The sequence below is a fragment of the Flavobacterium notoginsengisoli genome, assembly GCF_014207905.1.
Taxonomy (GTDB): domain Bacteria; phylum Bacteroidota; class Bacteroidia; order Flavobacteriales; family Flavobacteriaceae; genus Flavobacterium; species Flavobacterium notoginsengisoli_A.
Genome location: NZ_JACHLB010000004.1, coordinates 238750 through 262246 on the forward strand (window position 1 = coordinate 238750; position 23497 = coordinate 262246).

General features: G+C 32.6%; 25 protein-coding genes and 1 pseudogene. 11 read left to right on the forward strand and 15 right to left on the reverse strand.

Going from position 1 to position 23497, the window contains the following annotated elements; genetic code table 11:
* Positions 1-154: 154 nt before the first annotated feature.
* The 3 genes from HNP35_RS13855 to HNP35_RS13865 all read right to left on the reverse strand — a co-directional run bounded on the left by HNP35_RS13855 (position 155) and on the right by HNP35_RS13865 (position 3224).
* Positions 155-1093, reverse strand: coding sequence for a homocysteine S-methyltransferase family protein (locus HNP35_RS13855; RefSeq protein ID WP_184163040.1), 939 nt, complete (start codon positions 1091-1093; stop codon positions 155-157).
* A gap of 116 nt (positions 1094-1209) precedes the next feature.
* Positions 1210-1848 (reverse strand): NAD(P)H-binding protein, encoded by a 639-nt coding sequence (locus HNP35_RS13860; protein WP_184163043.1) that lies wholly within the window; start codon positions 1846-1848, stop codon positions 1210-1212.
* Positions 1849-1931: 83 nt separating this feature from the next.
* Positions 1932-3224 (reverse strand): thioredoxin-like domain-containing protein, encoded by a 1293-nt coding sequence (locus HNP35_RS13865; RefSeq protein WP_184163046.1) that lies wholly within the window; start codon positions 3222-3224, stop codon positions 1932-1934.
* A gap of 207 nt (positions 3225-3431) precedes the next feature.
* Here HNP35_RS13865 and HNP35_RS13870 point away from each other — a divergent pair, with 207 nt between their 5' ends.
* The 3 genes from HNP35_RS13870 to HNP35_RS13880 all read left to right on the forward strand — a co-directional run bounded on the left by HNP35_RS13870 (position 3432) and on the right by HNP35_RS13880 (position 4836).
* The gene (locus HNP35_RS13870; RefSeq protein WP_184163049.1) at positions 3432-3758 is read left to right on the forward strand and encodes an ArsR/SmtB family transcription factor; all 327 of its coding nucleotides are present in this window, start codon (positions 3432-3434) and stop codon (positions 3756-3758) included.
* 56 nt (positions 3759-3814) lie between these two features.
* Positions 3815-4285, forward strand: coding sequence for a DUF6428 family protein (locus HNP35_RS13875; protein WP_184163051.1), 471 nt, complete (start codon positions 3815-3817; stop codon positions 4283-4285).
* Between the two features lie 131 nt (positions 4286-4416).
* Positions 4417-4836 (forward strand): arsenate reductase ArsC, encoded by a 420-nt coding sequence (locus HNP35_RS13880; protein ID WP_184163054.1) that lies wholly within the window; start codon positions 4417-4419, stop codon positions 4834-4836.
* Between the two features lie 169 nt (positions 4837-5005).
* Here the strand turns inward: HNP35_RS13880 and HNP35_RS13885 are convergent, their stop codons facing one another.
* Positions 5006-5914 carry a YybH family protein gene (locus tag HNP35_RS13885; RefSeq protein WP_184163057.1) on the reverse strand — a complete coding sequence of 303 codons (909 nt, stop codon included), beginning with the start codon at positions 5912-5914 and terminating at the stop codon, positions 5006-5008.
* Positions 5915-6271: 357 nt separating this feature from the next.
* Here HNP35_RS13885 and HNP35_RS13890 point away from each other — a divergent pair, with 357 nt between their 5' ends.
* The 3 genes from HNP35_RS13890 to HNP35_RS13900 all read left to right on the forward strand — a co-directional run bounded on the left by HNP35_RS13890 (position 6272) and on the right by HNP35_RS13900 (position 7953).
* Complete coding sequence (locus HNP35_RS13890) at positions 6272-6865, forward strand: hypothetical protein (protein ID WP_184163060.1); 594 nt, start codon at positions 6272-6274, stop codon at positions 6863-6865.
* Between the two features lie 126 nt (positions 6866-6991).
* A complete protein-coding gene (locus HNP35_RS13895) occupies positions 6992-7474 on the forward strand; it encodes a GNAT family N-acetyltransferase (protein WP_184163063.1) in 483 nt (160 codons plus the stop codon).
* Positions 7475-7479: 5 nt separating this feature from the next.
* Positions 7480-7953: a MarR family winged helix-turn-helix transcriptional regulator gene (locus HNP35_RS13900; RefSeq protein ID WP_184163066.1), complete on the forward strand. Its 474-nt coding sequence runs from the start codon at positions 7480-7482 to the stop codon at positions 7951-7953.
* 1 nt (position 7954) lies between these two features.
* On the opposite strand, the gene HNP35_RS13905 is transcribed toward HNP35_RS13900, so the two are convergent.
* Positions 7955-8311, reverse strand: a complete 357-nt coding sequence (locus tag HNP35_RS13905) for a winged helix-turn-helix transcriptional regulator (protein ID WP_221433457.1) — start codon at positions 8309-8311, stop codon at positions 7955-7957.
* 108 nt (positions 8312-8419) lie between these two features.
* Between HNP35_RS13905 and HNP35_RS13910 the strand changes: the two genes are divergently transcribed.
* The 3 genes and pseudogenes from HNP35_RS13910 to HNP35_RS13920 all read left to right on the forward strand — a co-directional run.
* The gene (locus HNP35_RS13910; protein ID WP_184163069.1) at positions 8420-9052 is read left to right on the forward strand and encodes a nitroreductase family protein; all 633 of its coding nucleotides are present in this window, start codon (positions 8420-8422) and stop codon (positions 9050-9052) included.
* A 270-nt stretch (positions 9053-9322) separates the two neighbouring features.
* A complete protein-coding gene (locus tag HNP35_RS13915; protein WP_184163072.1) occupies positions 9323-9700 on the forward strand; it encodes a hypothetical protein in 378 nt (125 codons plus the stop codon).
* Between the two features lie 122 nt (positions 9701-9822).
* Positions 9823-10275, forward strand: a pseudogene (locus HNP35_RS13920) (transposase); the annotation flags it as partial.
* 109 nt (positions 10276-10384) lie between these two features.
* Here the strand turns inward: HNP35_RS13920 and HNP35_RS13925 are convergent.
* Positions 10385-10930, reverse strand: a complete 546-nt coding sequence (locus tag HNP35_RS13925; protein WP_184163078.1) for a hypothetical protein — start codon at positions 10928-10930, stop codon at positions 10385-10387.
* 337 nt (positions 10931-11267) lie between these two features.
* Here HNP35_RS13925 and HNP35_RS13930 point away from each other — a divergent pair, with 337 nt between their 5' ends.
* Entirely contained in the window at positions 11268-12026 is a 759-nt protein-coding gene (locus HNP35_RS13930; protein ID WP_184163081.1) for a helix-turn-helix domain-containing protein, read from the forward strand.
* Between the two features lie 30 nt (positions 12027-12056).
* Positions 12057-13259, forward strand: coding sequence for an FAD-dependent oxidoreductase (locus HNP35_RS13935; RefSeq protein ID WP_184163083.1), 1203 nt, complete (start codon positions 12057-12059; stop codon positions 13257-13259).
* Here HNP35_RS13935 and HNP35_RS13940 read toward each other — a convergent pair whose 3' ends face one another.
* The 9 genes from HNP35_RS13940 to HNP35_RS13980 form a co-directional block, all read right to left on the reverse strand.
* Positions 13260-13685 (reverse strand): MgtC/SapB family protein, encoded by a 426-nt coding sequence (locus HNP35_RS13940; protein WP_184163086.1) that lies wholly within the window; start codon positions 13683-13685, stop codon positions 13260-13262.
* 18 nt (positions 13686-13703) lie between these two features.
* Positions 13704-14117, reverse strand: coding sequence for a 3-hydroxyacyl-ACP dehydratase FabZ family protein (locus tag HNP35_RS13945; RefSeq protein ID WP_184163089.1), 414 nt, complete (start codon positions 14115-14117; stop codon positions 13704-13706).
* Between the two features lie 145 nt (positions 14118-14262).
* Positions 14263-15237, reverse strand: coding sequence for a glycoside hydrolase family 43 protein (locus tag HNP35_RS13950; protein WP_184163092.1), 975 nt, complete (start codon positions 15235-15237; stop codon positions 14263-14265).
* On the reverse strand, positions 15234-16262 hold the full coding sequence (locus HNP35_RS13955) for a glycoside hydrolase family 43 protein (protein WP_184163095.1): 1029 nt from the start codon (positions 16260-16262) through the stop codon (positions 15234-15236). Before HNP35_RS13955 ends, HNP35_RS13950 begins: the two co-directional genes overlap by 4 nt.
* Positions 16263-16461: 199 nt before the next feature.
* Positions 16462-17640, reverse strand: a complete 1179-nt coding sequence (locus HNP35_RS13960) for an aldose epimerase family protein (RefSeq protein ID WP_184163099.1) — start codon at positions 17638-17640, stop codon at positions 16462-16464.
* 24 nt (positions 17641-17664) lie between these two features.
* Positions 17665-18687 (reverse strand): glycoside hydrolase family 43 protein, encoded by a 1023-nt coding sequence (locus HNP35_RS13965; protein ID WP_184163102.1) that lies wholly within the window; start codon positions 18685-18687, stop codon positions 17665-17667.
* A 291-nt stretch (positions 18688-18978) separates the two neighbouring features.
* Positions 18979-20790: a glycoside hydrolase family 2 protein gene (locus HNP35_RS13970; protein ID WP_184163105.1), complete on the reverse strand. Its 1812-nt coding sequence runs from the start codon at positions 20788-20790 to the stop codon at positions 18979-18981.
* 200 nt (positions 20791-20990) lie between these two features.
* A complete protein-coding gene (locus HNP35_RS13975; protein WP_184163108.1) occupies positions 20991-22025 on the reverse strand; it encodes a glycoside hydrolase family 43 protein in 1035 nt (344 codons plus the stop codon).
* A gap of 240 nt (positions 22026-22265) precedes the next feature.
* Positions 22266-23441 carry a cellulase family glycosylhydrolase gene (locus HNP35_RS13980; RefSeq protein ID WP_184163110.1) on the reverse strand — a complete coding sequence of 392 codons (1176 nt, stop codon included), beginning with the start codon at positions 23439-23441 and terminating at the stop codon, positions 22266-22268.
* Between the last annotated feature and the right edge of the window lie 56 nt (positions 23442-23497).

The window sequence follows — 23497 nt, forward strand, 5'->3', positions numbered from 1 at the left end:
ATTTTCAGAATTGTATCGTTTTTATTTATTACAAAATGGAATATTTATTCCCTAAGCATTGGTTATTTCAAATTATAAAATAAAATTTGTTTGAAATTTCTTTCTTGAAAAAAGTATTTTCAAAAGATATGTTTCTTTTATACTATAAATGAAACTAACTTTTTAAATGTCTAACAATTTCTGAAACATGTTCATCGTCAGTTCCGCAACAGCCTCCAAAAACATTAAAATGTGGAAATAAATCTTTCAATTTTTTATATTCTTTTCCTAATTCTGTTGGTTCTCCTCGATCTAAAACGGTTGATTCGTCTAATTCTGCATGACTTTTGCATGAAGCATTTGCCTTAAAACCTTTTATGCGTTTTACCCAATTTTCATTTTCATTTAATTGATTTCCAAAATGGGAAGGATGCGCACAATTAATCATATAATATAACGGAGGAATATTTACGCTATTATCTATCTTTTCAATTGCTTCTTTTAAATGCATTCCTGTTGGCAGTTTTCCATCTGTTTCTACCGTAAAGGAGATCACGACAGGTAAATTGAATTTTTCAGCGGCTTTTACAATTCCGATAGCTTCTTCAATATAATTCATCGTTAAAGCCGAAATCAAGTCTACTGGAATTTGGCTAAAAATCTTTATTTGTTCAGCATGATATAGTTCTGATTCTTCAATAGTCATGGAGTTTTCAGGAACATAACCGTCGCCACGCGGACCAATACAGCCACTTATTAAAATGGTTTTAATATCATTTTCAAATTCTGCTTTCAAATCGTGCAAAAGAGCAACTGCTTTTTCATTTAATTCTTGCAATTGATGTCGAAAATAGCCAATTCTTTCTATCCAATCTGGGTTTGCACGCCAAGTCGGACTTTCTAAAATGAAATTGGTTTTGTATTTTTTGGCAATTTCCAAATAACGTCTATAATACTCTTTAATCGCTTCGTAGCCTTTTTCATGTTTCAAAATATCAAAAGCAGCAAAAAAGGGAAGATCAAATCCTTGTAGAAAAATCAAAGTTGTTTCGAGTCCGCCGTCTGTTATAAATAATTCGTCCGAATCTGTTGGAAAAGTAGTTATCATATTCATCACACATCACCATTAAATCATTAAAAATCAACAAAATAACTTTTCAAATATACAAAAAAACCTCTTTACTAATTGGTAAAGAGGCTGTTATATAATTAGTTAGAATAAATTTTGATTTAAAGTTTTAGAATTTCATTAAGTTCGAGAATTACTTTTCCTGTCGAAAATTCTTTTGGTGCTTTTAATAACTTGGCAGCTAAAAATGCAGTTGAAATTGGTTTTAAATTATGAAAAAGACCAATTGCATTTAGCGCTTTAATGAGTTTTATAGAAATCTTTTCTGCCCAACGATCAGAACCTTCACGAATAAGCGGTCCAGGTCTAAAAATGATATATTGCGGAAAATGAAGACTTTGGATATTCTCTTCCAATTTTCCTTTCATCATAGAATAAAAAACACTGCTTTTGGATGAAGCTCCATAAGAAGAAACCAAAACTAAAGAATTAACATGATTTTCTCTCGCAGCGGCTGCAAATTGAGCGGGAATATCAAAATCGATTTTCCATTGATTATCTTTTGAACCCGCATCTTTTAAAGTTGTTCCCAAACAAGAAAAAAGAACGTCTCCAGTAATCAAATTCTTAAAAGAATCTATTTCTGAAAAATTCACAATGTGTTCCGTCAATTTTGGATGCGATTTTCCTGTAGAACGTCTCACAAAAATGGAAACTTCTGCATAATCATTACTTTGTAAAAGCAAATTGACCAATTCTTTTCCTGTGGCGCCAGTTGCTCCAATAATCAATGCTTTCATAATTTGTGGTTTTGAAAGTAAATATAATAATCTTTTTAATTGAAAAGCCTCTTTACTACTTTCATAAAACTAAAAATATAAGGCTATAAATATTTCTCAATTAAAGCTTTAATTTCAGGCGTAGAAGGTCTTGGCGCATCTTTATGAATGATTTTTCCATCTTTACCAATTAAAACATAACGCGGAATTGTAGTCACATTGATTTGCTTTAATAATTCGTCTTTTTCAGATTTAGCGATTAAAACACTATTCTCTTTGTTCAAAATATCTTTATAAACTGCCATTGCTTTTTTCCAAGAATTTGCACTTTTATCAATAGAAATAAATACAAAAGCGACATCAGTGTATTTATCCATTAGCTTTTTTTCGTCTGGAAATTCTTCTCGGCACGGCATACACCACGAAGCCCAAAAGTCTATCAAAACTAATTTCCCTTCATGCTTTTTGATTATCTCTTTTAAAACTAAAGGAGTTGCTGCCGGTTTTAATTCGTTTTCAACATTAGCTACAAAAACTTCATTTTTACAATACTTTCTAAATATTTCTAATGCTTTTGGATCAAAAGGAACTTTCTGATCTCGAATACTTATCGGATAATAAATAGTTGAATACAATAAATAATCTACAATATTTTGGTTGTTGAAATTTTTAGAAATAAACTCCATTTCGCCAGAAAGGCTTTTTTTCAAACCTAAAACTTTCATACGTTTTTGAACATAATTCTGAAGAAGTTCTCGGTATTTATCTACGTCTAGTAATGTATCTGCTTGATCAAAACTTTCTTCTATAGCCGTAAACGTTTTTGGATTTATAGTTTTTTCTTCTAGCTCATTATACAAGGTTAGACTCCAAAAAGTAGCAGAAAAATAGTCATAGAATTCTTTTGAAAGCTTATGCTCTTTATAATACGTTTCTAATAGTTCTTTCTGTTTTATATAATCTTTATCAAAATAAGGATTCATCTTCTGAGATGCCATAACAACCTTTAATTGATTATAATTTGGAAGATTTTTAATTGATCCATATTTTTCAAAAGAGACATTTAAAAATTCTGATTCAGATTTACGAATCGGGTTTGAAGCGCAAGAATAATGTATCAGCCCTTTTTCATCAACATCAAACTCTAAAGTTTCGTTTGGTGCTGCGAAAATTGAAGTATTTCTGAAAATATCATTGCAAAATATGGAACAATCATTATCGACTATTAATTCTCTATTCTTTGTGTTCAGAACCGCTCGATCATAAATATTTTCTCTTGATTCGGAAGTTAGATTTATTACACCTTCATTATTTCCAACATATTTAATGGTAATCTGCTGTGCAAATGAAGCAATAGAAAAAAATGAAAATACAAGAATAGTATAGAATTTAGTCATACAAAGTTTGGTTGGTTTTGTTAGTAAGTATTGTTTTTAAAACGCTCATTACAAACATTTTAAAATTGAATTCAAATATAGATTAGTTTGTTTTAATTTAGAAGAATATTCTGAACTATTTTTCAAGTTAAAAACAAATACAAATTAGTAGATAATTTTGTTTTCTCAATCCTAAATCGTAATATTGCAATATTAAATTTAAAAAAAATGGGAGCAACTAAAACGGAACATTTTACAGATGCACAAAATCAGATTGCAACAATAGCAAAAGCTTTGGGGCACCCTGCCAGAATTGCCATTTTAGAATATTTATTAAAAGTAAATGACTGCATTTGTGGCGATATTGTAAATGAACTTCCTCTCGCCCAACCTACAGTTTCGCAGCATTTAAAAGAACTGAAAAATGCAGGAATCATTAAAGGAAATATTTCCGGAAATTCAATTTGCTATTGTATTGATGAAAAAGCCATTGAAATTTTAAATCATTATTTCTTAAACATTACTCAAACTCTTTCAAAATCAAAATGTTGTTAAAACATTTTTTTTGACTTTTTATATCGCAATATTGCAATAAACAAATTTATAATAAAATGAAGCTATCAGAAGTAAAACAAATTTTACCAACATTAGAAAATGTTGAATTTGAATTAGAAAACGGAACTTTTGTACCCGAAAATTTCCACGTAACAGAAGTCGGAATCATAAAAAAGAACTTTATAGATTGTGGCGGTGTTATTAGAAATGAAGAAGTTGTAAACTTTCAACTTTGGAATGCTAACGATTTTGAACATCGCTTAAAACCAAATAAACTGTTGCATATTATTACACTTTCTGAAGAAAAGCTCAATATTAAAGATCTTGAGATTGAGGTAGAATATCAAGATGAAACTATTGGAAAATATGACTTAACTTTTAATGGTAAAAACTTCATACTAAAGAATAAGACAACAGCTTGTTTGGCAAAAGATGCTTGCGGAATTCCTGAAGAAAAACAAAAAATAATATTAAGAAAATCAACAGATAACGCTTCTTCTTGCTCACCAAATTCTGGATGCTGTTAAGAAATGAAAACTAAAATCATTCAATACAAAAAACCAATTATCATAACCACATCAGTAATTGTGTTACAGCTTATTTTTGGTTTTGAACCTAAATTCTGTATCATAAACCTGATTTGGCTACTCGTTTAATTATGGAAAAGAAAATACTAATATTATGCACCGGGAATAGCTGTAGAAGTCAAATAGCAGAAGGTTATATGAGATATTTTGCAGATAATAAAGCCGTAATATATAGCGCTGGCGTAGAAACTCACGGCGTAAATCCGAAAGCAATTGCTGTAATGAAAGAAGATGGAATTGACATTTCGAATCATACCTCAAATAATATTGAAGAATACAGCAATATAGATTTTGACTTTGTTCTTACAGTTTGCGACAATGCAAAAGAAAGATGCCCATTCTTTCCTTCAAAAGCACAAAAATTTCATTACAATTTTCCAGATCCAGCAAAAGCTACAGGAACAGATTTTGAAATTGAAACGCAATTTAGAATTGTAAGAGATCTGATAAAAGAATATTGCAAAAATTTTGTTGAGGATAATCTAAACTAAAAAGGAACAATTATAATGGATTGTGTCATTTTTTTAAAGCTTCGGAGAAGCTAAATATCTATAGCAAATAACAAAATATCCATAATCTAAAGCTCCAGAGGAGCGACATATTTTTACAACTTATAATATATGTCGCCCCTCTGGAGCTTTTTGCCAATAAAATATTCAATTAATCATGATTAACCATCTGACGAAAAATCATTAATTCGCCACTATTATTTCTTTTCCAAACATTAATACTTTTGCCTTTTACATTAGCGCTTTTATCGCCATTACTCCAATCTACACTATAAAAACCAAATTCTATAATTGCTTTATTGGTAACAATTACTCCAGACGTTTGAATAGAAATTTTGTCAATGCTCAAAGTTCCTGGTTTTTCGTGTTCTGTAAAATATGCCGTAATCTCTTTTTCTCCCGAAAGAATTGGCGAATAATAGGTTAGATACATTGCATCGGGCATAAACATTTTGGCATGCTCAGCTCCTTGCCTATTTTTTACCAAATTTTTAATTGAACTGTTTCTTTCTATAACTTCAGAAATTAATTTGTCTGATGATGTATATGCTTTTGTTTGTGGAACCATTTTATCATCAACATCAGGAATAAATCGGTCGTCAAAATAACTATTGGCTCCCCAGATTTCAGCCGCAATTGTTGTAATTTTATTTTTATCTTCTTTCTTCCATAAAACCATATATTTTCCTGAGTATGTATAAGATTTTAGGTCTTTTATATGCAGGTTTTCATCAAAATTTCCAATTTCTAAAACATAGTTATCGAAATCTTGTAATTCTACAATCTTTTTTTGATAAGACGTTACTTTTGCTTGATTTAACCATTGCTCATAAAAGTCAGCAATGAGATTTTTTCCTACCCTTTCTCTGTTATGTTCAGGCATCAATACAGATTGGTCATTATATCTTTTTAGTATAAAGTCTTTATTGTTTTCAACAAAAGCAGTTGCAAAAGCAGAATTGTAGTCTTCAATCTGTTTCTGGATATCCAAATCAATTTTATTTTCTTGAGCAAAAATACTAACCGTAAAAAAAAGAAAAGCTAAACTAAATTTTCTCATAGCGTATTTATTAAATCCAAAAACAAATATACAATTTTGATTTTCAACAATTTAAAAACTAAACAAAAGTTCAAAACCATTTACTTTTGACATTATTTTTTCAGTTTCTTCGATTAAATTTCGATATTCAAAATAGATTCTTAAATCAACAAATCATATTCGCTTAATTTCAATAATTCATAAAAGTAAGTCAGATTCAGAAGAAAACATTCAATTTTAATAGAAACAGAAGTTAATTTTTACACAATAAATCTTTAACAAGGCAATAATTCGTTTTATAAAATGTTTATATATAAAAGATTATGATGCATCTAATCTTTTCAAAATCAATACCCCTAAAGATTAATAGTATAAAACATGAAAAAAATATTTTTGATAATCGCCATTGCTACATTTTCATTGAAGGGATTTTCACAAGAACTGAATAGTAAATTTAAAAGCATTCCGGCAAAAGACGCTAATAAAAAAGAAGTTGTTCCGCCGAAAGAAGAAGCTCCAAAAGAAAATCCGCCAGCACCGATAGAAAAACCTGCACCACTACAGGTTAATCCAGATGAGTTGTTTAAAAACACTAATCTTTACAAACAAGAATCAAACGTTGAGGGAATTTTCTATAGAAGAAACCAGTTTTTAGGAAACTTCAATACCACAGCCGTTTATTCTACGATTATGTATCGTGATGCCGCTTTTGTAGACGGCGACAAAGTAAAAGTATATTTTAACGATCAGGTAATTGAACCAGAAGTTTCTTTAACTTCCGATTTTAAAAGCGTGAAGCTAAATCTGGTAAAAGGAATCAATAAAATTGATATTGAAGCTTTAAATGAAGGTTTTGCTTCTCCAAATACAGCCGAATTTAAAGTTTACGACGATAAAGGTCAAGTTATTTCGTCAAGCGAATGGAATGTTGGTACGGGCTATAAAGCTGTAATTGTATTGGTTAAAGAATAATTATGGTATAGAGAAATCGTTTGAAATCATAAAAAACACTTAAAACTGCTGGTTTCAGCAGTTTTTTTCTTGTATATATGTAGTTAACTACGTAGTTTTGTACCTATATTTAATTTCCGAACAAAAATGAACATTCAGCCCATACAAAACAAATACGAAAATGAAATCGTAGACTTGATATTAAACATTCAGCAAAAAGAATTTAATGTTCCTGTTACTTTAGAAGACCAACCGGATTTACTGGATATTGAAAACTTTTATTTTAAACCTGGCGGCACTTTTCTCGGCGCGTTTATAGACGGAAAACTAGTTGGAACAATCGCTTTGGTAAAATTTAATGAAGAAGCCGGCGCCATCAGAAAAATGTTCGTTAAGAAAGAATACAGAGGAAAAGAATTTCAAATTGCACAAAAGCTATTGGAGCAATTAGTTGCGTACAGCAAAGAAAACGGAATTAAAAACTTATATTTAGGAACGGTTTCTATTTTACAGGCTGCTTTGCGCTTTTACGAAAAGAATAATTTCATTACAATTGAAAAAGAAGCGCTTCCAACCGATTTTCCTTTAATGAAACCAGATAATGTATTTTGTCATTTACAATTAAGCTAAAAGAAATGAATATAATTGACGAAATTGGCATTTTAGCCATCTCAACTCGACTGCAACGTCTTAGCGAACAATTACGCAAAGACGGAGCCTTGATTTATAAATCTTTTGATATTGATTTTGAAGCGAAATGGTTTCCTGTAATTTATACTTTACACATAAAAGAAATGCTAAGTGTTGTAGAAATTGCAAATGAAATCGGCTATAGCCATCCTTCAACCATCAGTTTGTTGAAGGAATTAGAAAAGCTAAAAATTATCAGTTCTAAAAAAGACAAACAAGACGAACGAAAAAGGCTTATTATTCTAACTCCAAAAGGAAAAGAACTAGTCGAAAAAATGCAGCCTGTTTGGCACGTTATGAAAAAAGCGTTAAATGATATTACTGATAACCAGAATAACCTTTTGAAAGCGATTGAAGAAGCCGAACAAAAATTGGCTGTTCAAGGTTTTTTACAAAGAATTTCAGAAATTAAAAGCTAGATTATTCTTTTCCTGTAATCTTTTTTCTGTGATTGTAACCCCATTTTGCCAAAGAATCAATCACTTCTTTTAAAGTATGTCCGTATTCTGTTAATTGATATTCGACAGTTATAGGCTGTGTATTAAGAACAGTTCGTGTTACTAGCTGATTTTCTTCTAAATTCTTCAATTCTCTACTCAGCATTTTTCCAGAAATACCTTCCACTTCACGAAGCAAATCAGTAAATCGTAAAGTATTAAAACATAAAGATGCGATGATGCTAATTTTCCATCTTCCGTTTAAAATATACATGGCGTCATGAACTGCCATAATATGCTGCGTACATTTTTTAGGATCGTGTTTAGGCTCTTTTATCATATTCTATTAGTGAGTTACCTCGATGTTACAGTTACTTTTAGTAATCAGCTGACAAAAATATACTTAAAGTGTTTACATTTGAGAACAATTTTAAACGATTAAATAAAAATGGCCTTAATAGATGCACTAAAGTGGCGTTACGCTACAAAAAAAATGAACGGACAAGCTGTTCCGCAAGAAAAAGTAGATTATATCCTTGAAGCTGCAAAATTAGCTCCCTCTTCATCTGGATTGCAACCGTACAAGGTTTTTGTTATTACAAACCAAGATTTAAAAGAAAAAATCAGAGCTGTAAGTTTTGATCAAAGCCAAGTTACAGATGCTTCTCACGTATTGGTTTGGGCTGCTTGGGACGGATACAGCATTGACAAAATCACTACTGTATTTGATAAGACTACAAGCGAGAGAGGAATTCCTTCTAGCGCAATGGACGAATACAAAGCAAGACTTTGGGGAATGTACGAGCCTCTTGGACAAGAATGGCACGCCAACCATGCGGCAAAACAAGCTTACATTTCATTTGGTTTAGCAATTGCAGCAGCCGCAGAACAACAAGTTGACACAACGCCAATGGAAGGTTTTATTCCTGCAGAAGTTGACAAATTGTTAGGTTTAAGCGAACTAGGACTTAAAAGCGTTTTAATTTTGCCACTTGGTTATCGAGATGAAGCAAACGACTGGTTGGTAAACTTGAAAAAAGTAAGAACATCACAAGAAGAATTTATCACAGAAATTAAGTAAAAAAAAAAATTTTTTTTCTTTGTTAAAAAGCTTTTGAAATCGCAAATAATGTGATTTCAAAAGCTTTTTTGTTTTGAATATTTCATTTTTAGACTGCATTAAGTCTCAATTTCACAAAATCACAAAAAGTGCTTTAAATGTAAGATTGAATTTTTAACATTTTCAACAAAAATAGGTACATAAAGCGGATAATTATATAATATGTTATAACTAATTTTGTCCAATCCAAAACAATTCAATCTTAATTACAACACCTTAAAATCCTACATTATGTCAGATTTTTTAACTCAATTTGGTGAAGACCTAAAGAAAAACGTCCCAGGTTTTATCGCTGTTTCTGTAGCTGAAATCGCTAGTGGAATGTCATATTACTCACAATCAGTTGTTGCAGATTTTGATCCTGAATTAGCTTCGGCTTATAATCTTGAAGTGGTTAAAGCAAAAATGAATGCTATTAAGGCTCTAAATCTACATGGACAGGTTGTAGACAACATTATGATTACACTAAGTTCTCAAATACACATCATCGATGTATCTGACAACCAGCAGTATTTTATTTATTTAGCTGTAGATTCGACTAGAGCTAATTTAGGTATGACAAAATCGATTCTAAACAAATACAAAAAAGAAATCGCAACAAAATTGTAATACCCATTTTTTTGTCCCGTAAAGAGAAATGTTCTAATAAGAATGTTTCTCTTTATTTTTTTTGAAAAGTTTCAAACTTCTTTAAAATTTATATATTTAGAAAATGAAAAAAGACTGTTTAAATGGAACTACGTGCCTATTTCGAAAAATATCCTGATGAAGCCACTTGTATAGAAGAACTTAAAAACAAGCGCTTAGAAAATGGCATCATTTGCAGAAAATGTGGTCACGACCAGCATTCTTTTAGACAAAATGATTTAAAGTTTCAATGCAGAAAATGTGGCAGCCGAATCAGCCTGCGATCTGGAACCGTAATGGAAAACTCCAATTTACCAATACGTCATTGGATGATTTGCATTGAATTGATGACATTAACTCACAGAAAAATGTCAATTCTTAAAATTCAATACCTTTTAGGACACAAACGTTACGAACCCATTTGGCTCATGGTTCAGAAAATACGTTTGGTTATGAAAATTAGGGACGAAAAATACCGATTAAGAGCCTACTCTGAGTTTGATCCCGAATTTCTTCAGAAAATAGACAGACTGGCTTTACAGAAAAAAACAAAAAGCGCCTCGGATTGAGGCGCTTTTTGTATAACAAACTAAATATAATTAAAATCAATTATCAATTATCAATTATCAATTATCAATTATCAATTATCAATTATCAATTAAATAATTATTTCTTCTTGTTCTTTTTTGCTTTAGATCTTTTCGCTTTCTTTTTAGCAATTTTCTTAGCTTTCGCTTTATCCTTTGCTTTTTTCGCTTTTGCTTTCTTCTTAGCTTTTGCTTTTAATTTTGCTTTTTTAGCTTTTTCTTTCTTAGCGTCTTTCTCTTTTTTCTTCGCTACAGCTTTTTTCTTTTTCAATTTTTCTTTTTTCTCAGCTACAGCTTTTTTCTCTTTTTCTTTCATCTTTTTCTTTTTCTTATCGTTTTTAGATTCGCCTTTATTTTCTTCTTCCGAGTTTTCTTCTTCTGATGAAACTGTTTCTTCAGAAACTTCTTCTCCTGTTTTCTCCTCCTTAACTTCTTCTACAACAGCAGCTTCTTTTTCTACTGTTTTTCTTGGAGCTCTTTTAGGTTTTGGTTTAGATTCTGGAGTTTCAGCTACAGCTGATTCAGTTTCCGTTTGAGCCGTCTTTTGCTCATTTTCATCAGTAGAGATAACCGGAGTGGTATTTACCGCCTGATCGATTTCATTAGTAAGCACTTCTTCTGCCATTATTTTGTTAATTTTAAGAAATTGATTAAATTATTTTTGGTATTTACTAATTTTCAATGTTATTAAATCATTAAATTAACATCAAAAAATAATAAACAAAGATAAATTGAAAAACCTATTCGCCAATGTTAAGTTTTTCATCGAAAGAAAAAACCAATCATAAAACACTAACAAACAACACTTTACCCAATGTTAAGTTTTTACTTCGTAAATTTTCAGAAATAGAGACTGCTTTTCAAGCCATTAGAAAGCACACGAATTTCATTTAAACAAACTTTAAATCTTAATATTTCGCCTTAAATTCGTTGAAAAACGGTTCAATTTCTTCTTTAATAAAATGATCGAAAACTTAGAATACAAATCCATTCACCCCAATCAAAGTCTTTCTGATTTTGTCGATAGTTTTTGGTGCATGAAAAATAAATCAGACCAGAAATTAGAAACAATTGGATTGCCAGACGGAAGAATTGATTTATCATTAATTCAAACCAATGAAAAACCTTTTGAAATTAGACTTTTAGGATTAGGAACTAAACAATACGAAAAAGGATTAATTCCTGCCAACAGCTTAACTTTTGTAATTAGTTTTAAGCTTCCAGCCGCAGAATATATTTTTCATGAAAGTCTATCTGATCTTTTAAACTCAGAAAAAATATTAAAAAACGACTTTTGGAATTTCAATAAATCCGATTTAGAAAATTTTGATTTGTTTTGTGAAAAAGCTTCACTCCAAATTCAATCTTTATTGAAAAAAGAAATCGATAATAGAAAACAAAAACTATTCAGACTTATTTACCAAACAAAAGGATCGCTTACCGTAAAAGCATTCGCAGAACAATCAAATTGGAGCAGCCGACAAATAAATCGCTATTTTCAGCAGTATTTTGGACTTTCATTAAAGGAATATTGTTCTATTCTTCGTTTTCGCGCTTCATTAGAACATATTGCAAAAGGAAAATTATTTCCTGAAGAAAATTTTTCAGACCAAACACATTTCATTAAAGAAATAAAGAAAATTTCGGGTTCGCTTCCGAAAGAATTATTTCAAAACAAAAATGACCGATTTATACTATTATCGGCGCTTTCGTCACAATAATTTTGTCGCATAGATTTTAAAAACAAAACTATGCTACTAGAAAATAAACAAGTTGCCATAATTGGCGGCGGAATGGGCGGTTTACTTTTAGCCCGACTTTTACAAATGCAAAATGTAAATGTAAAAGTATATGAAAGAGATAATGATGATAAAGTTCGCGTTCAAGGTTCTCCTTTGGATTTACACGAAGATTCAGGTCTAAAAGCTATGGAAAAAGCTGACTTATTAAAAGAATTTTACGCCAATGTTCGCCCAAACGCAAGTAAAGCACGAATTGTCAACAAAGATTTCGAATTGAAATTTGATGAACATTCTATTAAAAAGAGTCACTCCGAGTTAAATTCAAAACCAAACACAAATTCTCTTCAAGATATTTCGAAACCTCGCCCAGAAATTGACCGTTCAATACTTCGAAGCATTTTAATTCAATCACTTTTGCCAGAAACCATTGTTTGGAACAGCCATTTTACTGTTATGGAAAAAGAAAACAAAGGCTGGCGATTGCATTTTAAAAACGAAACCAGTTTTTACGCCAATTTAGTAATTGCTGCAGATGGGGCAAATTCTAAAGTCCGCTCCTATTTAAACGCCGAAAAACCGATTTATTCTGGAATTACGATGCTGGAAGGAACCATTTATAATGCAAAAGAAAACACTCCCAATCTTTTTGAATTCTCAAAAGGCGGAAAAGTTTTGGCTTTTGGAAACGAACAAACTATTATGTACGGCACAAAAGGAGACGATTCGCTAATGTTTCTTTTGAGTTCTAAAATTCCCGAAAATTGGATTTCTGAAAGTAATTTGGATTTCAAGAATAATCAAGAAGTTTTTGAATGGTTTAAAGAATTTTACCCTGAATGGAGTTCAAAATGGCACGAACTTTTATTGAGCAACGAATTGTATTTTATTCCGAGACCGCAATATTATTTTCCACTGGATCAAACTTGGAAAACACAAGAAAATCTCACTATGATTGGAGACGCAGCACACCGAATGCCACCATTTGCAGGTAAAGGCGCTAATCTAGCCATGTTAGATGCTTTAGAACTTGCTGAATGTTTAACTGGAAATCAATTTGAAACTTCAGAAAACGCAATCACTTACTTTGAAAGACAAATGTTAGAAAGAGCCTCGAGAGCAACAGAAGACACATTAAAAAATGGGGAACAATTGCATTCTAAAAATGCTTTAGAAAAACTAGTCGATATCTTTAACGCAACAAAAATGCAATAACTAACCTTTTCTATTTTTCAGCCATTTATCTATAGGTTCGATAGCCGTATTTATTGCAATAACTAAGAATGTACAAATTAAAGCTTCAACGAAATATCCAGACGCAGCGATACTTCCAATCGCTGCACTGCACCAAATTGTAGCAGCAGAATTTAATCCGTGGACATTGTCTCCTTCTCTAAAAATAACGCCAGCGCCTAAAAAGCCGACTCCCATAACAACTTGTGCTGTGATACGCGTAACATCTATATTTGGTTCTGTTTCTCCTACTTTTATGGAAAGCAAAACAAAAGCAGCTGCACCAATTGCAACAAGTGTGTTGGTTTTTAGTCCAGTTTCTTTGTGATGCCATTGTCTTTCAAAACCAATTATTAATCCCGCAATAGCAGCAACTACAAGACGCGTTAAAAATTCTATTGTACTCAAGTTCTTATGTTTTTAGAATTATTGAAGTTTAACACACAACCATTCTCCTTTTACAATCAATTTATCATCAGAAAAAGCTTCGCCAGACTGTTTGATTATTTTTTCGCTTACACGGATATTTTTCACTACAAATTTTATCAGTTTTCCAAATTCTACACCAGCAAAAAATTCAATATTATCAAGACTTACCAAACCAAAAACACCATCTGCAAGTCCCAACAATTTTACGCCCGCGCCACCACATTGTGCCATTGCTTCAATTAAAATTGTTCCAGGAACAAAATTAAAATCAGGAAAACTTCCTTGAAGCCAAGCATCTTTTTGTGTAAACGTTTTTAAACCAATAATTGTTTCGGTTGTATAAGATATAATTTCGTCTACAAATAAAAACGGAGCTCTGTGCGGAATTAAATCTTCTATCTTCTGACTCATTGCATATAATTTGCAACAATTTACGAATCTGATTTCACATAGACAATATTTTAAATTATGTCTGTGTTAATTTGCTTTTTCAAAAACCGCAAAAAAAAAGAGATGTCCAAACATCTCTTTTCCCGTTATTAACTCTAAAATCATTTTACTCCTGCAATAAGTAGAAACTTTTAGCATTTGCTTTGATTTTATTGCCTTCAAAATCAATATCAATAATTGCTGCTTTTCTTGGCGAAACCCCATTATTGCTGTAATGCGTATGTAGCACATATTTCATTTTTCCATTTTTATCATAAAAGACATCACCATGACCTACACCATTTATACCAATGTCTTTACGGCTTATTATCGGACTATCTGCTGCTTTTTCCCAAGGCCCAAGCGGACTTTTAGCTGTTGCATAACCCACTGCGTAATCTGGATTTCTAAAATCGTTTGCAGAATAAATCATGTAATACAAGCCATTATGTTTTAAAACCGTTGGCCCTTCTGTAACTGGCCAGCTCACATTTTGAGTATTTTCCCAAGGCAAAACTCCCGAAATACATTCCGTTAAAGTTTCCGGTTTAATACTTTGCAAATCATCATTTATTTCAGCGACAAAGATTCTATTTCCATTTGTCAAACGAACATGATAAAGATATTTTTTACCATCTTCATCAATAAAAATAAAAGGATCAATCTGATTTCCAGTTTTTATAATTGGCTCTTTAGATTCACTTTTAAATGGCCCAATCGGACTATCGCTAACAGCAACAGCAATATTTTCATTAGCTGTGTAAATCATATAAAATTTATTGTTGTACGAAAGAACCTGAGGCGCCCAAAAACCTTTATCTCCAAAAGTATCTCCTTTTTTTAGAGCCAAGCCATTTTGAGCACCAGAAGGACCTTTCCATGCTTTTAAATCAGAAGAAGTATACACTTGAAAACCTTCTCCATTTGGAATATCGCCTGTTGTAGTTCCGTACAGATAATACAATCCGTTGTTATAAAAAATCGTCGGATCGGCTAATAAAATAGCTTTAGATTTGGATTCTTTCGGTTTGTCTGTATTTTTCTCTTGCGAACACGCTACAAAAACGCACAACAAGGCCGCGATACTTACTATTTTTTTCATTTTAAAATGGGTTTTGAAATTTTTACTACAGAAGGCGAACCAAAATTTATTGTTGGCCATCCGTTTTTATACGTTATTTTGTCGATTAAGACAATTCTTCCACTCTTTGGACTATCTGCATCAATTGCGTGATAAACAATCCATTCTTGGCCTTTATCATCGGTTACAACAGAATTATGCCCCGGTGCAATCCATTTTTTATTTTTACTTAAAATGACACTATTTTCTTTTCTTTCTGCTTCCGCTAAAGTCTCAAAAGGACCATCGGCAGTTTTAGATCTTGCAATCATTACCGCATAATGTGCTTTGTCTCCGCAACAATTATCTCCAGAATAATACAGATAATAAAAACCATCGTGATACGTAACCCAACTTCCTTCAACCAAATTTTGATAATTTGCTGGATCATTATTTCTTATGGGATTAACCAAAATTTTAGGCAAACTTCCAACTTTAAAGCTCAAACGATCTTCTGAAAGTTCTTGCACTTTTAAGCCTTCAAAACCAGAACCCCAATACAATAATTTCTTACCAGTTTTCGGGTCATCAAAAGCCATGGGATCAATATTGATAAAACTATTTCCGCAAAGCAAAGGTTCGCCTTTATCTACAAAAGGTCCTGAAGGAGATTTAGAAACTGCAACACCCAAACATTTTCCTTCTTTTGAATCTGATTCTCCAGAATAGTACAAAAAATAGGTTTTCAGTTTTGCATCATATAAAACGTGCGGAGCCCAAAAATCTTTGTCGGCCCAATTTGGTTTTTCAGGAAGTGCATCTCCAACAAAAATCCAATTCACAAGATCCTTAGATTTTAGTGTTTGAATATGAATTGTCTTTCCATCAACATTTGTATTTGTACCGTAAGCATAAAAAAATCCATCAGCAGCTTTTATCACCGTTGGATCTGCAAAATCACTTTTGTAAACTGGATTCTGAAAAGTGGTTTCATTTATTTTTTGAGCTTCAATTTTATATGAATTTAGAGCTAAAACAAGAAAAAAAAGTTTTAAATAGTTTTTCATTTTCATATTAATCTTTTAATTTAACTAATAAATTATTTTTAACTAAAAATCAACAACTTAAAAACTTAGTATAGAAAAAACTTATAGAAGAAAAACACCAAAAAAAGGTAGAAATTCAGTGTTTTTCTTCTTCTAAGTTTTGAATAATAATTTTCCTTTTTTGTTTTTAATTTTAAATCCGATTATCTTAAAAATTCAATTATTTATTAACTGAAAAAGTATACAAAGAAACCGTATGATACTTCTCTCCTTTCTTTAAAGTTATCGGAGCAAATTTTGGCTGATTTGGAGCGTCTGGAAAGTGCTGTGTTTCTAATGCAAATGCCGTTCTGAAATCGTCTTTCGCACCCGATTTAAAGGTGTTTTTACTCTGCATAAAATTACCACTATAAAACTGTAGTCCAGGCTCTTCTGTATAAATATCTAAAGTAATTCCTGAAGCATCTCCTTTTATTGTTGCTGCATGAATAAAACCATCTTTTTTTGTACCATTTAAAACATAATTATGATCATATCCTTTACCAAATTTCAATTGTTCATCTTTGGTTTCAATTCTTTCTCCAATAGTATGTTTTGAAGTAAAATCGAAAGGTGTATTTTTCACCGCTTTTAATTCTCCACTTGGAATTAAACCTTCGTCAACCGGAGTAAATTGGTTGGCATAAATCTGTAGTTCGTGGTTTAAAATTGTGCCGCTTCCTTCTCCATTCAGATTAAAAAAGGCATGATTTGTCAAGTTTACTACAGTAGTTTTATCTGTTGTTGCTTCATACTCCATTTTTATAGCATTATCATCTGTAAGCGTATAGGTTACTTTTACATCTAATTTTCCTGGAAAACCTTGTTCACCATCTGGCGATACATAAGTTAAAACCAACGTTTTTGCGTCTGTTTTTTCGGCATTCCAAACCACATCTTGAAAACCTTTTACACCTCCATGCAAAGCATTTTTGCCATTATTTAATGGCACTTGATATTGTTTTCCTTCTAAAGTAAATTGTCCTTTACCGATTCTGTTTCCAACTCTACCGATTGTAGCTCCGAAATAAGGTTCTGTAGAATTTTTAAAACCTTTTGCACTGTTCATTCCAACTACAACATCGGTTTGTTTTCCGTTTTTATCAGCAACCCAAAGTCCTACTAATCTTCCTCCATAATTTGTAAAAGCTGCTTTTATTCCTTTGTTTTCAATCCAATACAAAGCGACTTTTTTGCCGTCAATAATGGTATCAAAATTCTTAGTTTCTAAAACTGTATTTACAGAATCTGTTTTGATTTCTGTGTTTTCTTTTGAAACAGCGTCTTCCTTTTTAGCATCTTTACAATTGAATTGCAGAAGCGCCAATAAAACAACTGCTGCGATCTGAATATTTTTCATTTAATAGCTTTTAAAATGTTTATATTATTTTGATGGAATTGCAAGTTGTGTATCTTCACTTACTGGCTCTCCTAAAACTGGAAATCCGTTAGCATCCCAACTAATTTTCTGCATTCTTGGAGATCTTTTGTTTCCGCAGCCTTCGCCAGGATTAGAATTAGCGTGATACAAAATCCAATCTTCTTTTCCGTCTGGAGATTTAAAAAATGAATTATGTCCAGGAGCGTAAACTTTATTTTTTTCTGATTGTTTGAAAATTGGTTCAGGAGACTTTTTCCATGCTTTTGCATCTAATAAATTATCATCGCCATTAAACGATAATAAGCCTAAAGAATAGAAATCTGTCCAACAGCCACTTGCTGAAAACACAATGAAAATTTTGCCGTTTCTTTCTAAAAATTGAGGCCCTTCGTTTACATTTACCTGCGGCGGATTTACATCATCATGCAATGCGCCATGCGTTTCCCAATCGTTTGTTGGAGAGGAAAGCAAAACGCGATCACCTTCAATTTGAAGCGGGTTTTTCATTTTAGCAATGTAAATGTTTTGCTGACCGTTTTTATCGCCTTCCCAACCAGCCCAAATCATGTACAGCTGTTTTTTATGTTCGAATACATTTCCGTCGATTGCCCATTTATCTGTTTTGGCAGCAATTTTTCCTTTAAATTCAAAATTTCCTTTAAATGGATCTGATGATTTATTTTCTAAAACATACATTCTATGGTTGTTGTTATCGCCATTATCTGCAGCAAAATAACAGTACCATTTTCCGTTTATAATATGAAATTCTGGCGCCCAGATTTCTGCAGAATAATTCGTATTTTTAGGCGGAGTCCAAATGACTTTGCTCTCTGCATTTTTGATATCAGATAAGTCTTTTGCTTTCCATAAAACCAATTTATTTCCAAGTGTATTGGTGTAATAATAATAGCCTTTGTAATACGTGCTGTAGGGATCTGCACCTGATGGCAGAATAGGGTTTTTGAAGGTTTTCTGCTGTGCAAAACCTATTGTTGTGAGCAGCAGAAGGATTATGTATTTTTTCATTTTTTGTTTTTTTTCTTGTTGGGCGTTTTTTTTTTAACGCAAAGGCGCAAAGGTTTTTCGCAAAGATCGGAATGGTTTTTTCTCAACTTTATAAATATAAAGAAGGCGAAGTACGCAAAGCTTTTGTCATTCTTCATTCTTCGGAATAAAAAACTTTACCACGCTTTCCCGAGGTGAAAACCTCGGGGTATGTTGTTAGCTATGTGTGGAAACTAGTTTCTTCTACTTCCTTTTTTCAACATTTTCAATATTAAAAATTCTATGTTTCTATGTGTTTAAAAAGAATACCAGTTATTTATTCAAAGTATTAATAACCTCTGTATTGATTTTATTAACCGCTTTAAAATCCATTTTGTCTACTTTTCTGTCGTAAGTCATAAAACCATTTACCTCGCCTTCAACGTCAGTTGTTTGCGTGTAAACCGCTGCAGAGAAACCAGTTTTTACTAAGTTTTTAAGAATTTCAGCATACTTTACATATTCTGCGGTAACTTCTGCTTGATTTTTAAATTTCACATAACCCCAGTTGTCGTTTGCTCTCCATAAATGCCCTTCAAGAGGAAGTCCGATTCCGCCATATTCGCCTAAAACAGTAACTCTTCTCGCATCGTATAGATACAATTCTGGCGCTGGATATTTATGTAAATCTAAAATGTCGCCCGTTTGAAAGTGATTTCCTCCACTTGAAGAATTGATTAAACGGCTCGGATCGTGGTTTTTAGTCCATTCTGTAATTTCTACCGTTTTAAATTGTCCCCAAGCTTCATTAAAAGGAACCCAAACCACAATACTTGGATAAGAATACAAATGATCCATAATTTCTCTCCACTCTTTTTTGTAGATTTCTTGAGATTTTGGAGTACGCTGTAATTCAGTTCCTTCAAAATACTTTTTATCTTGCCAAATCGGCTGATCGTCACCGCTTGGCATATCTTGCCAAACTAGAATTCCAAGTTGATCGCAATGTGTGTACCAACGTTCTGGCTCTACTTTTACGTGTTTACGAATCATATTAAAACCTAATTCTTTTGTTTTAATAATATCGTATTTTAAAGCTTCGTCTGTTGGAGCTGTGTATAATCCTTCTGGCCACCAGCCTTGATCTAAAGGTCCGAATTGGAAATAATCTTTGTTGTTTAACTGCATTCTCATTACGCCATTTTCATCTCTTTTTGATGAAATTTTACGCATGGCAAAATAACTTTTCACTTCGTCAACTACTTTATTTTTGCTGATTAACCGAACTTTTGTCTGATATAAAAACGGACTTTCAGGCGACCATAATTTTGGTGCAGTCAAGACAATATCGTTGCTTTCTCCAACAACAGCTTTCTCGTTAGCAATTTCTTTTCCGTTTTCTAAAACTGAAACTTCAACTAAATCACCAGTCTCTGCTCCTTTTACATCAGCTTTAATGCTAATTGTATTTTGATCGATATTTGGAGTTGTTCTTAAATCTGTAATATTTTTAGCATTAACTGGCTCAATCCAAACCGTTTGCCAAATTCCAGTAACAGGAGTGTACCAAATTCCTTCTGGATTTTTAACTTGTTTTCCTCTTGGCTGCGTCCCGTCGTTTGATGGATCCCAAACTTTTACGACTAGTTTCTGATTGCTTCCTTTTTTAATAAATGGCGTAATATCAAACGAAAAAGGTGTATATCCTCCAGTGTGTGAACCTACTTTTACATCATTAATAAAAACTTCTGTTTTCCAGTCAACAGCTCCAAAATGAAGCAGAATGTTTTTTCCGTTCCAGCCCGATTCAATAGAAAAATTGGTTTCGTACCAAAGTTCATTTTTAGAGCCAACGTCTTTCATTACGCCAGACAAACTAGATTCTGCCGCAAAAGGAACTAAAATCTGTCCGTCATATTTTGAAGGCGCAGCTTTTCCAAATTCCTGAATTTTATAACTCCATAAACCATTTAGATTTTTCCACTGTCCACGCTCCATAATCGGGCGCGGATATTCTGGAAGCGGTTTTTTAGGATCTACCTGCTCTGCCCATTTTGTTTTAATCTTATCTCCTTGCGGTTTCCACTGCGCATTGACTGCCAACACTGAAAACAAGGCTAAAAAAAGGATGCTTTTTCTTTTCATACTCTATATTTATTAGGCATTTATTCTTTTAAATCAATGCCGTGATGTTTTTCTAAATCAAAATTGAATTACCAGGCTCATATCCACATAAGCCTGGTAACTACTTAAACTAAACTAACTTAACTAACCATATTTTTAAGGGTATTAAGATTTTTATTCAATGCTCCTCAACATCATTCTTAATACTTAATACTCCCTTCTTAATTCTTCTTTCCGAATTTCTTCACCAAACTGTCGTATTCTTTTTTAGAGATTGTAATCATGCAGCCGTGGCGTACTTTTTCTGGAAGACTGTATTTATCCCAATCCGAGAAAAAAGTGTAGCCTGAAGCTTGAAACCAAGGTCCGTTTAGGTTATCTGCAATTGATAATCCGTATGAAACTCCTGGATATTGTTCGTAATACATATACCATATTTTGTCATCTGGAGAAGGAATCAGCATTGGAGCTTCTCTGAAGTTTGGACTGATAGATTGCTGGGGCAAAGAATAAGGTCCTAAAAGGGATTTTGATTTGGCAATTCGGATGGTTTTTCCGGTTGTCCAATACAAAGTTGGGTACGTTTCATCCTTAATTACAGCGTAATAAGAATCGCCAACTTTACGAATAAAAACATCAATTGTTCCCATATCCCAATCGAATAAACGGTTTGGTGGGCCTTCGAAAGTTTTTAAATCTTTAGACAAAACATACAAAGTTCGCTGGCTTCTCCAATAACGTTCTCCGTCTCCTTTAATTCCTTCCAAATGTGGCGTATGCCAAGTCATTATAAACTTTTGAGAATCATTATCATAGTATAATTTTGGAGCGCCAATTCGCTGTAAAGCGTTAGAATAATCTGGCGTACTTTTTAAATCTGGTGTGTAATCCGAATGTTTTTTCCAAGTAATCAAATCATCAGAAACCCAAATATTGATTGCTTTTGCATCGTCTCCTGTATTTCCTGCAATGTAATATTTGCCATCTGGACCTTTACAGATATCCGGATGTCCTTTATATTCTTCAAAAACGCGTTTTCCGTTGTTTAGATTTTCCCAATGAAGTCCATCTAAACTCACTGAATAATACAATCTGCCGTAATCACTGTGCGTCATGTGCGCAAAAAGATAGGCTTCGTTTTTTGGTTTTTCGTTTCCTTTTACTTGTCCCGGCGGATCTGGTTGTTGCGCTTTCGCGGAAAATCCAATCAGAATTACTATTAGAAAAAAGAGCTGTTTTATTGTATTTTTTTTCATGTTGTTAAAATTTAAAATGCTTTTTTTGTCACAGATTAAAGGAACTAATGCTATTAAACTTTGTGACGAAAAAATGAAACACATAGAAACATAGATTTTTAATGTTTCTGTTTAAGATTACAAAAAAAGCTAGCTTTCACACATAGTCCCGAAGCTTCGGGATGTTTTGAAATTAGTGAAACGCCTTTTTAGACAAAGCGAAACTGTGTTTCTATGTGTTAAAAAATCTTTTTAAATTATCTAACTCTTCTTATTCGCCTCAGCAGTCATTTTCTTGATTAAATCTGTCTCGGCTTTGATATATGGCGTTCCGTCTGTGTGTAAAACATCGTGAAACCATAATTTTGGTTCTGCAGTGTAGGTTTTCGTCCAGCTATCCCAAGCATATTTGGTTTGTGTTTTTCCGTCTACAAATCCCCAGTTGATCATACCAACATTGTATTTTCTGGCAAGAGGTAAAAATCCTTCAAAAGTACTTCCGTTTGGTCTTGCCATATATTCTGTACAGATTAATGGTTTTCCGTAACGCTGTAATTGCTTTACAACTCTTTCAAAATCTTCTGGTTTATCATAATTGTGGAAAGAAACAATATCAGATTGTTCGATTTGCATTTTGTGCATTGGCTTCATTTTAGCCTCATCGCTCCAATCTCCAACCCAAACTCCAGAAGTCAATGGCTGTGAAGGATTGCTTTCTCTAGCCCACACAAAAACGTCTTTTAAAAGCGGTAAAATCAAATCTACTTTGTTTTTGATTTCTACTTTTTCGTAAGAAGGTCCAGTCATATTATCTGGTTCATTCCAAACATCCCAACCTAAAATACGGTTGTCGTCTTTAAATTTTGCTACTGTTTCTTTTACATATTTCTCTAAACGAGGATATTGTGTTTTATCTTGAAGCACTTTTTGTCCCGGACTCTGAACCCATCCAGAATTATGTGTATGTGGTTTTGGAGCACGTTGTTTTCCTAAAGCAGGAAACGGATCCCAACAAGAATCAAACAAAACAAAAAGCGTTTTAATATGATGTTTATCTGCAATTCCTAAGAAAGTATCCATGCGTTTGTAAAGTCCTTCTGGATCTTGCTGATGCAATAAATCGTGCAAATAGACACGCATTACATTCATACCAAGACCTTCTGCCCAACCCAATTCCTGATCAATTCTTTTCGGATCAAAAGTATCTTCCTGCCACATCTCTAACTGATTTATAGCTGTGCTAGGAGAATAATTTGCTCCAACTAACCATGGTTGTTTTGCATACCAATCATTAGCCTGTTCTTTGGTCCAGATTTCTCTTTTTTCAACTGAAGCTGTTTCAGTTTTATTTTCTTCAGGATTACTTTTTTTGTTGTTACAGCTAAGCAATACAAGTCCTGCTAACATTAATGTCAGACACAATTTTACTTTCTTCATTTCTATTTTGTTTTTTTGAACAATCGTTCTTTATGATAAGGGAATCAGACTAGTAC

Bases quoted from the DNA above. Each gene is read 5' to 3' on its own strand.
- HNP35_RS13975 (WP_184163108.1), bottom strand. From the start codon at position 22,025: ATGAAAAAAAATACAATAAAACAGCTCTTTTTTCTAATAGTAATTCTG.
- HNP35_RS13890 (WP_184163060.1), top strand. From the start codon at position 6,272: ATGAAAAAAATATTTTTGATAATCGCCATTGCTACATTTTCATTGAAG.
- HNP35_RS13875 (WP_184163051.1), top strand. From the start codon at position 3,815: ATGAAGCTATCAGAAGTAAAACAAATTTTACCAACATTAGAAAATGTT.
- HNP35_RS13970 (WP_184163105.1), bottom strand. From the start codon at position 20,790: ATGAAAAGAAAAAGCATCCTTTTTTTAGCCTTGTTTTCAGTGTTGGCA.
- HNP35_RS13895 (WP_184163063.1), top strand. From the start codon at position 6,992: ATGAACATTCAGCCCATACAAAACAAATACGAAAATGAAATCGTAGAC.
- HNP35_RS13925 (WP_184163078.1), bottom strand. From the start codon at position 10,930: ATGGCAGAAGAAGTGCTTACTAATGAAATCGATCAGGCGGTAAATACC.
- HNP35_RS13945 (WP_184163089.1), bottom strand. From the start codon at position 14,117: ATGAGTCAGAAGATAGAAGATTTAATTCCGCACAGAGCTCCGTTTTTA.
- HNP35_RS13980 (WP_184163110.1), bottom strand. From the start codon at position 23,441: ATGAAGAAAGTAAAATTGTGTCTGACATTAATGTTAGCAGGACTTGTA.
- HNP35_RS13880 (WP_184163054.1), top strand. From the start codon at position 4,417: ATGGAAAAGAAAATACTAATATTATGCACCGGGAATAGCTGTAGAAGT.
- HNP35_RS13950 (WP_184163092.1), bottom strand. From the start codon at position 15,237: ATGAAAAAAATAGTAAGTATCGCGGCCTTGTTGTGCGTTTTTGTAGCG.
- HNP35_RS13935 (WP_184163083.1), top strand. From the start codon at position 12,057: ATGCTACTAGAAAATAAACAAGTTGCCATAATTGGCGGCGGAATGGGC.
- HNP35_RS13965 (WP_184163102.1), bottom strand. From the start codon at position 18,687: ATGAAAAAATACATAATCCTTCTGCTGCTCACAACAATAGGTTTTGCA.
- HNP35_RS13855 (WP_184163040.1), bottom strand. From the start codon at position 1,093: ATGAATATGATAACTACTTTTCCAACAGATTCGGACGAATTATTTATA.
- HNP35_RS13915 (WP_184163072.1), top strand. From the start codon at position 9,323: ATGTCAGATTTTTTAACTCAATTTGGTGAAGACCTAAAGAAAAACGTC.
- HNP35_RS13885 (WP_184163057.1), bottom strand. From the start codon at position 5,914: ATGAGAAAATTTAGTTTAGCTTTTCTTTTTTTTACGGTTAGTATTTTT.
- HNP35_RS13865 (WP_184163046.1), bottom strand. From the start codon at position 3,224: ATGACTAAATTCTATACTATTCTTGTATTTTCATTTTTTTCTATTGCT.
- HNP35_RS13910 (WP_184163069.1), top strand. From the start codon at position 8,420: ATGGCCTTAATAGATGCACTAAAGTGGCGTTACGCTACAAAAAAAATG.
- HNP35_RS13960 (WP_184163099.1), bottom strand. From the start codon at position 17,640: ATGAAAAATATTCAGATCGCAGCAGTTGTTTTATTGGCGCTTCTGCAA.
- HNP35_RS13870 (WP_184163049.1), top strand. From the start codon at position 3,432: ATGGGAGCAACTAAAACGGAACATTTTACAGATGCACAAAATCAGATT.
- HNP35_RS13900 (WP_184163066.1), top strand. From the start codon at position 7,480: ATGAATATAATTGACGAAATTGGCATTTTAGCCATCTCAACTCGACTG.
- HNP35_RS13860 (WP_184163043.1), bottom strand. From the start codon at position 1,848: ATGAAAGCATTGATTATTGGAGCAACTGGCGCCACAGGAAAAGAATTG.
- HNP35_RS13955 (WP_184163095.1), bottom strand. From the start codon at position 16,262: ATGAAAAACTATTTAAAACTTTTTTTTCTTGTTTTAGCTCTAAATTCA.
- HNP35_RS13905 (WP_221433457.1), bottom strand. From the start codon at position 8,311: ATGATAAAAGAGCCTAAACACGATCCTAAAAAATGTACGCAGCATATT.
- HNP35_RS13930 (WP_184163081.1), top strand. From the start codon at position 11,268: ATGATCGAAAACTTAGAATACAAATCCATTCACCCCAATCAAAGTCTT.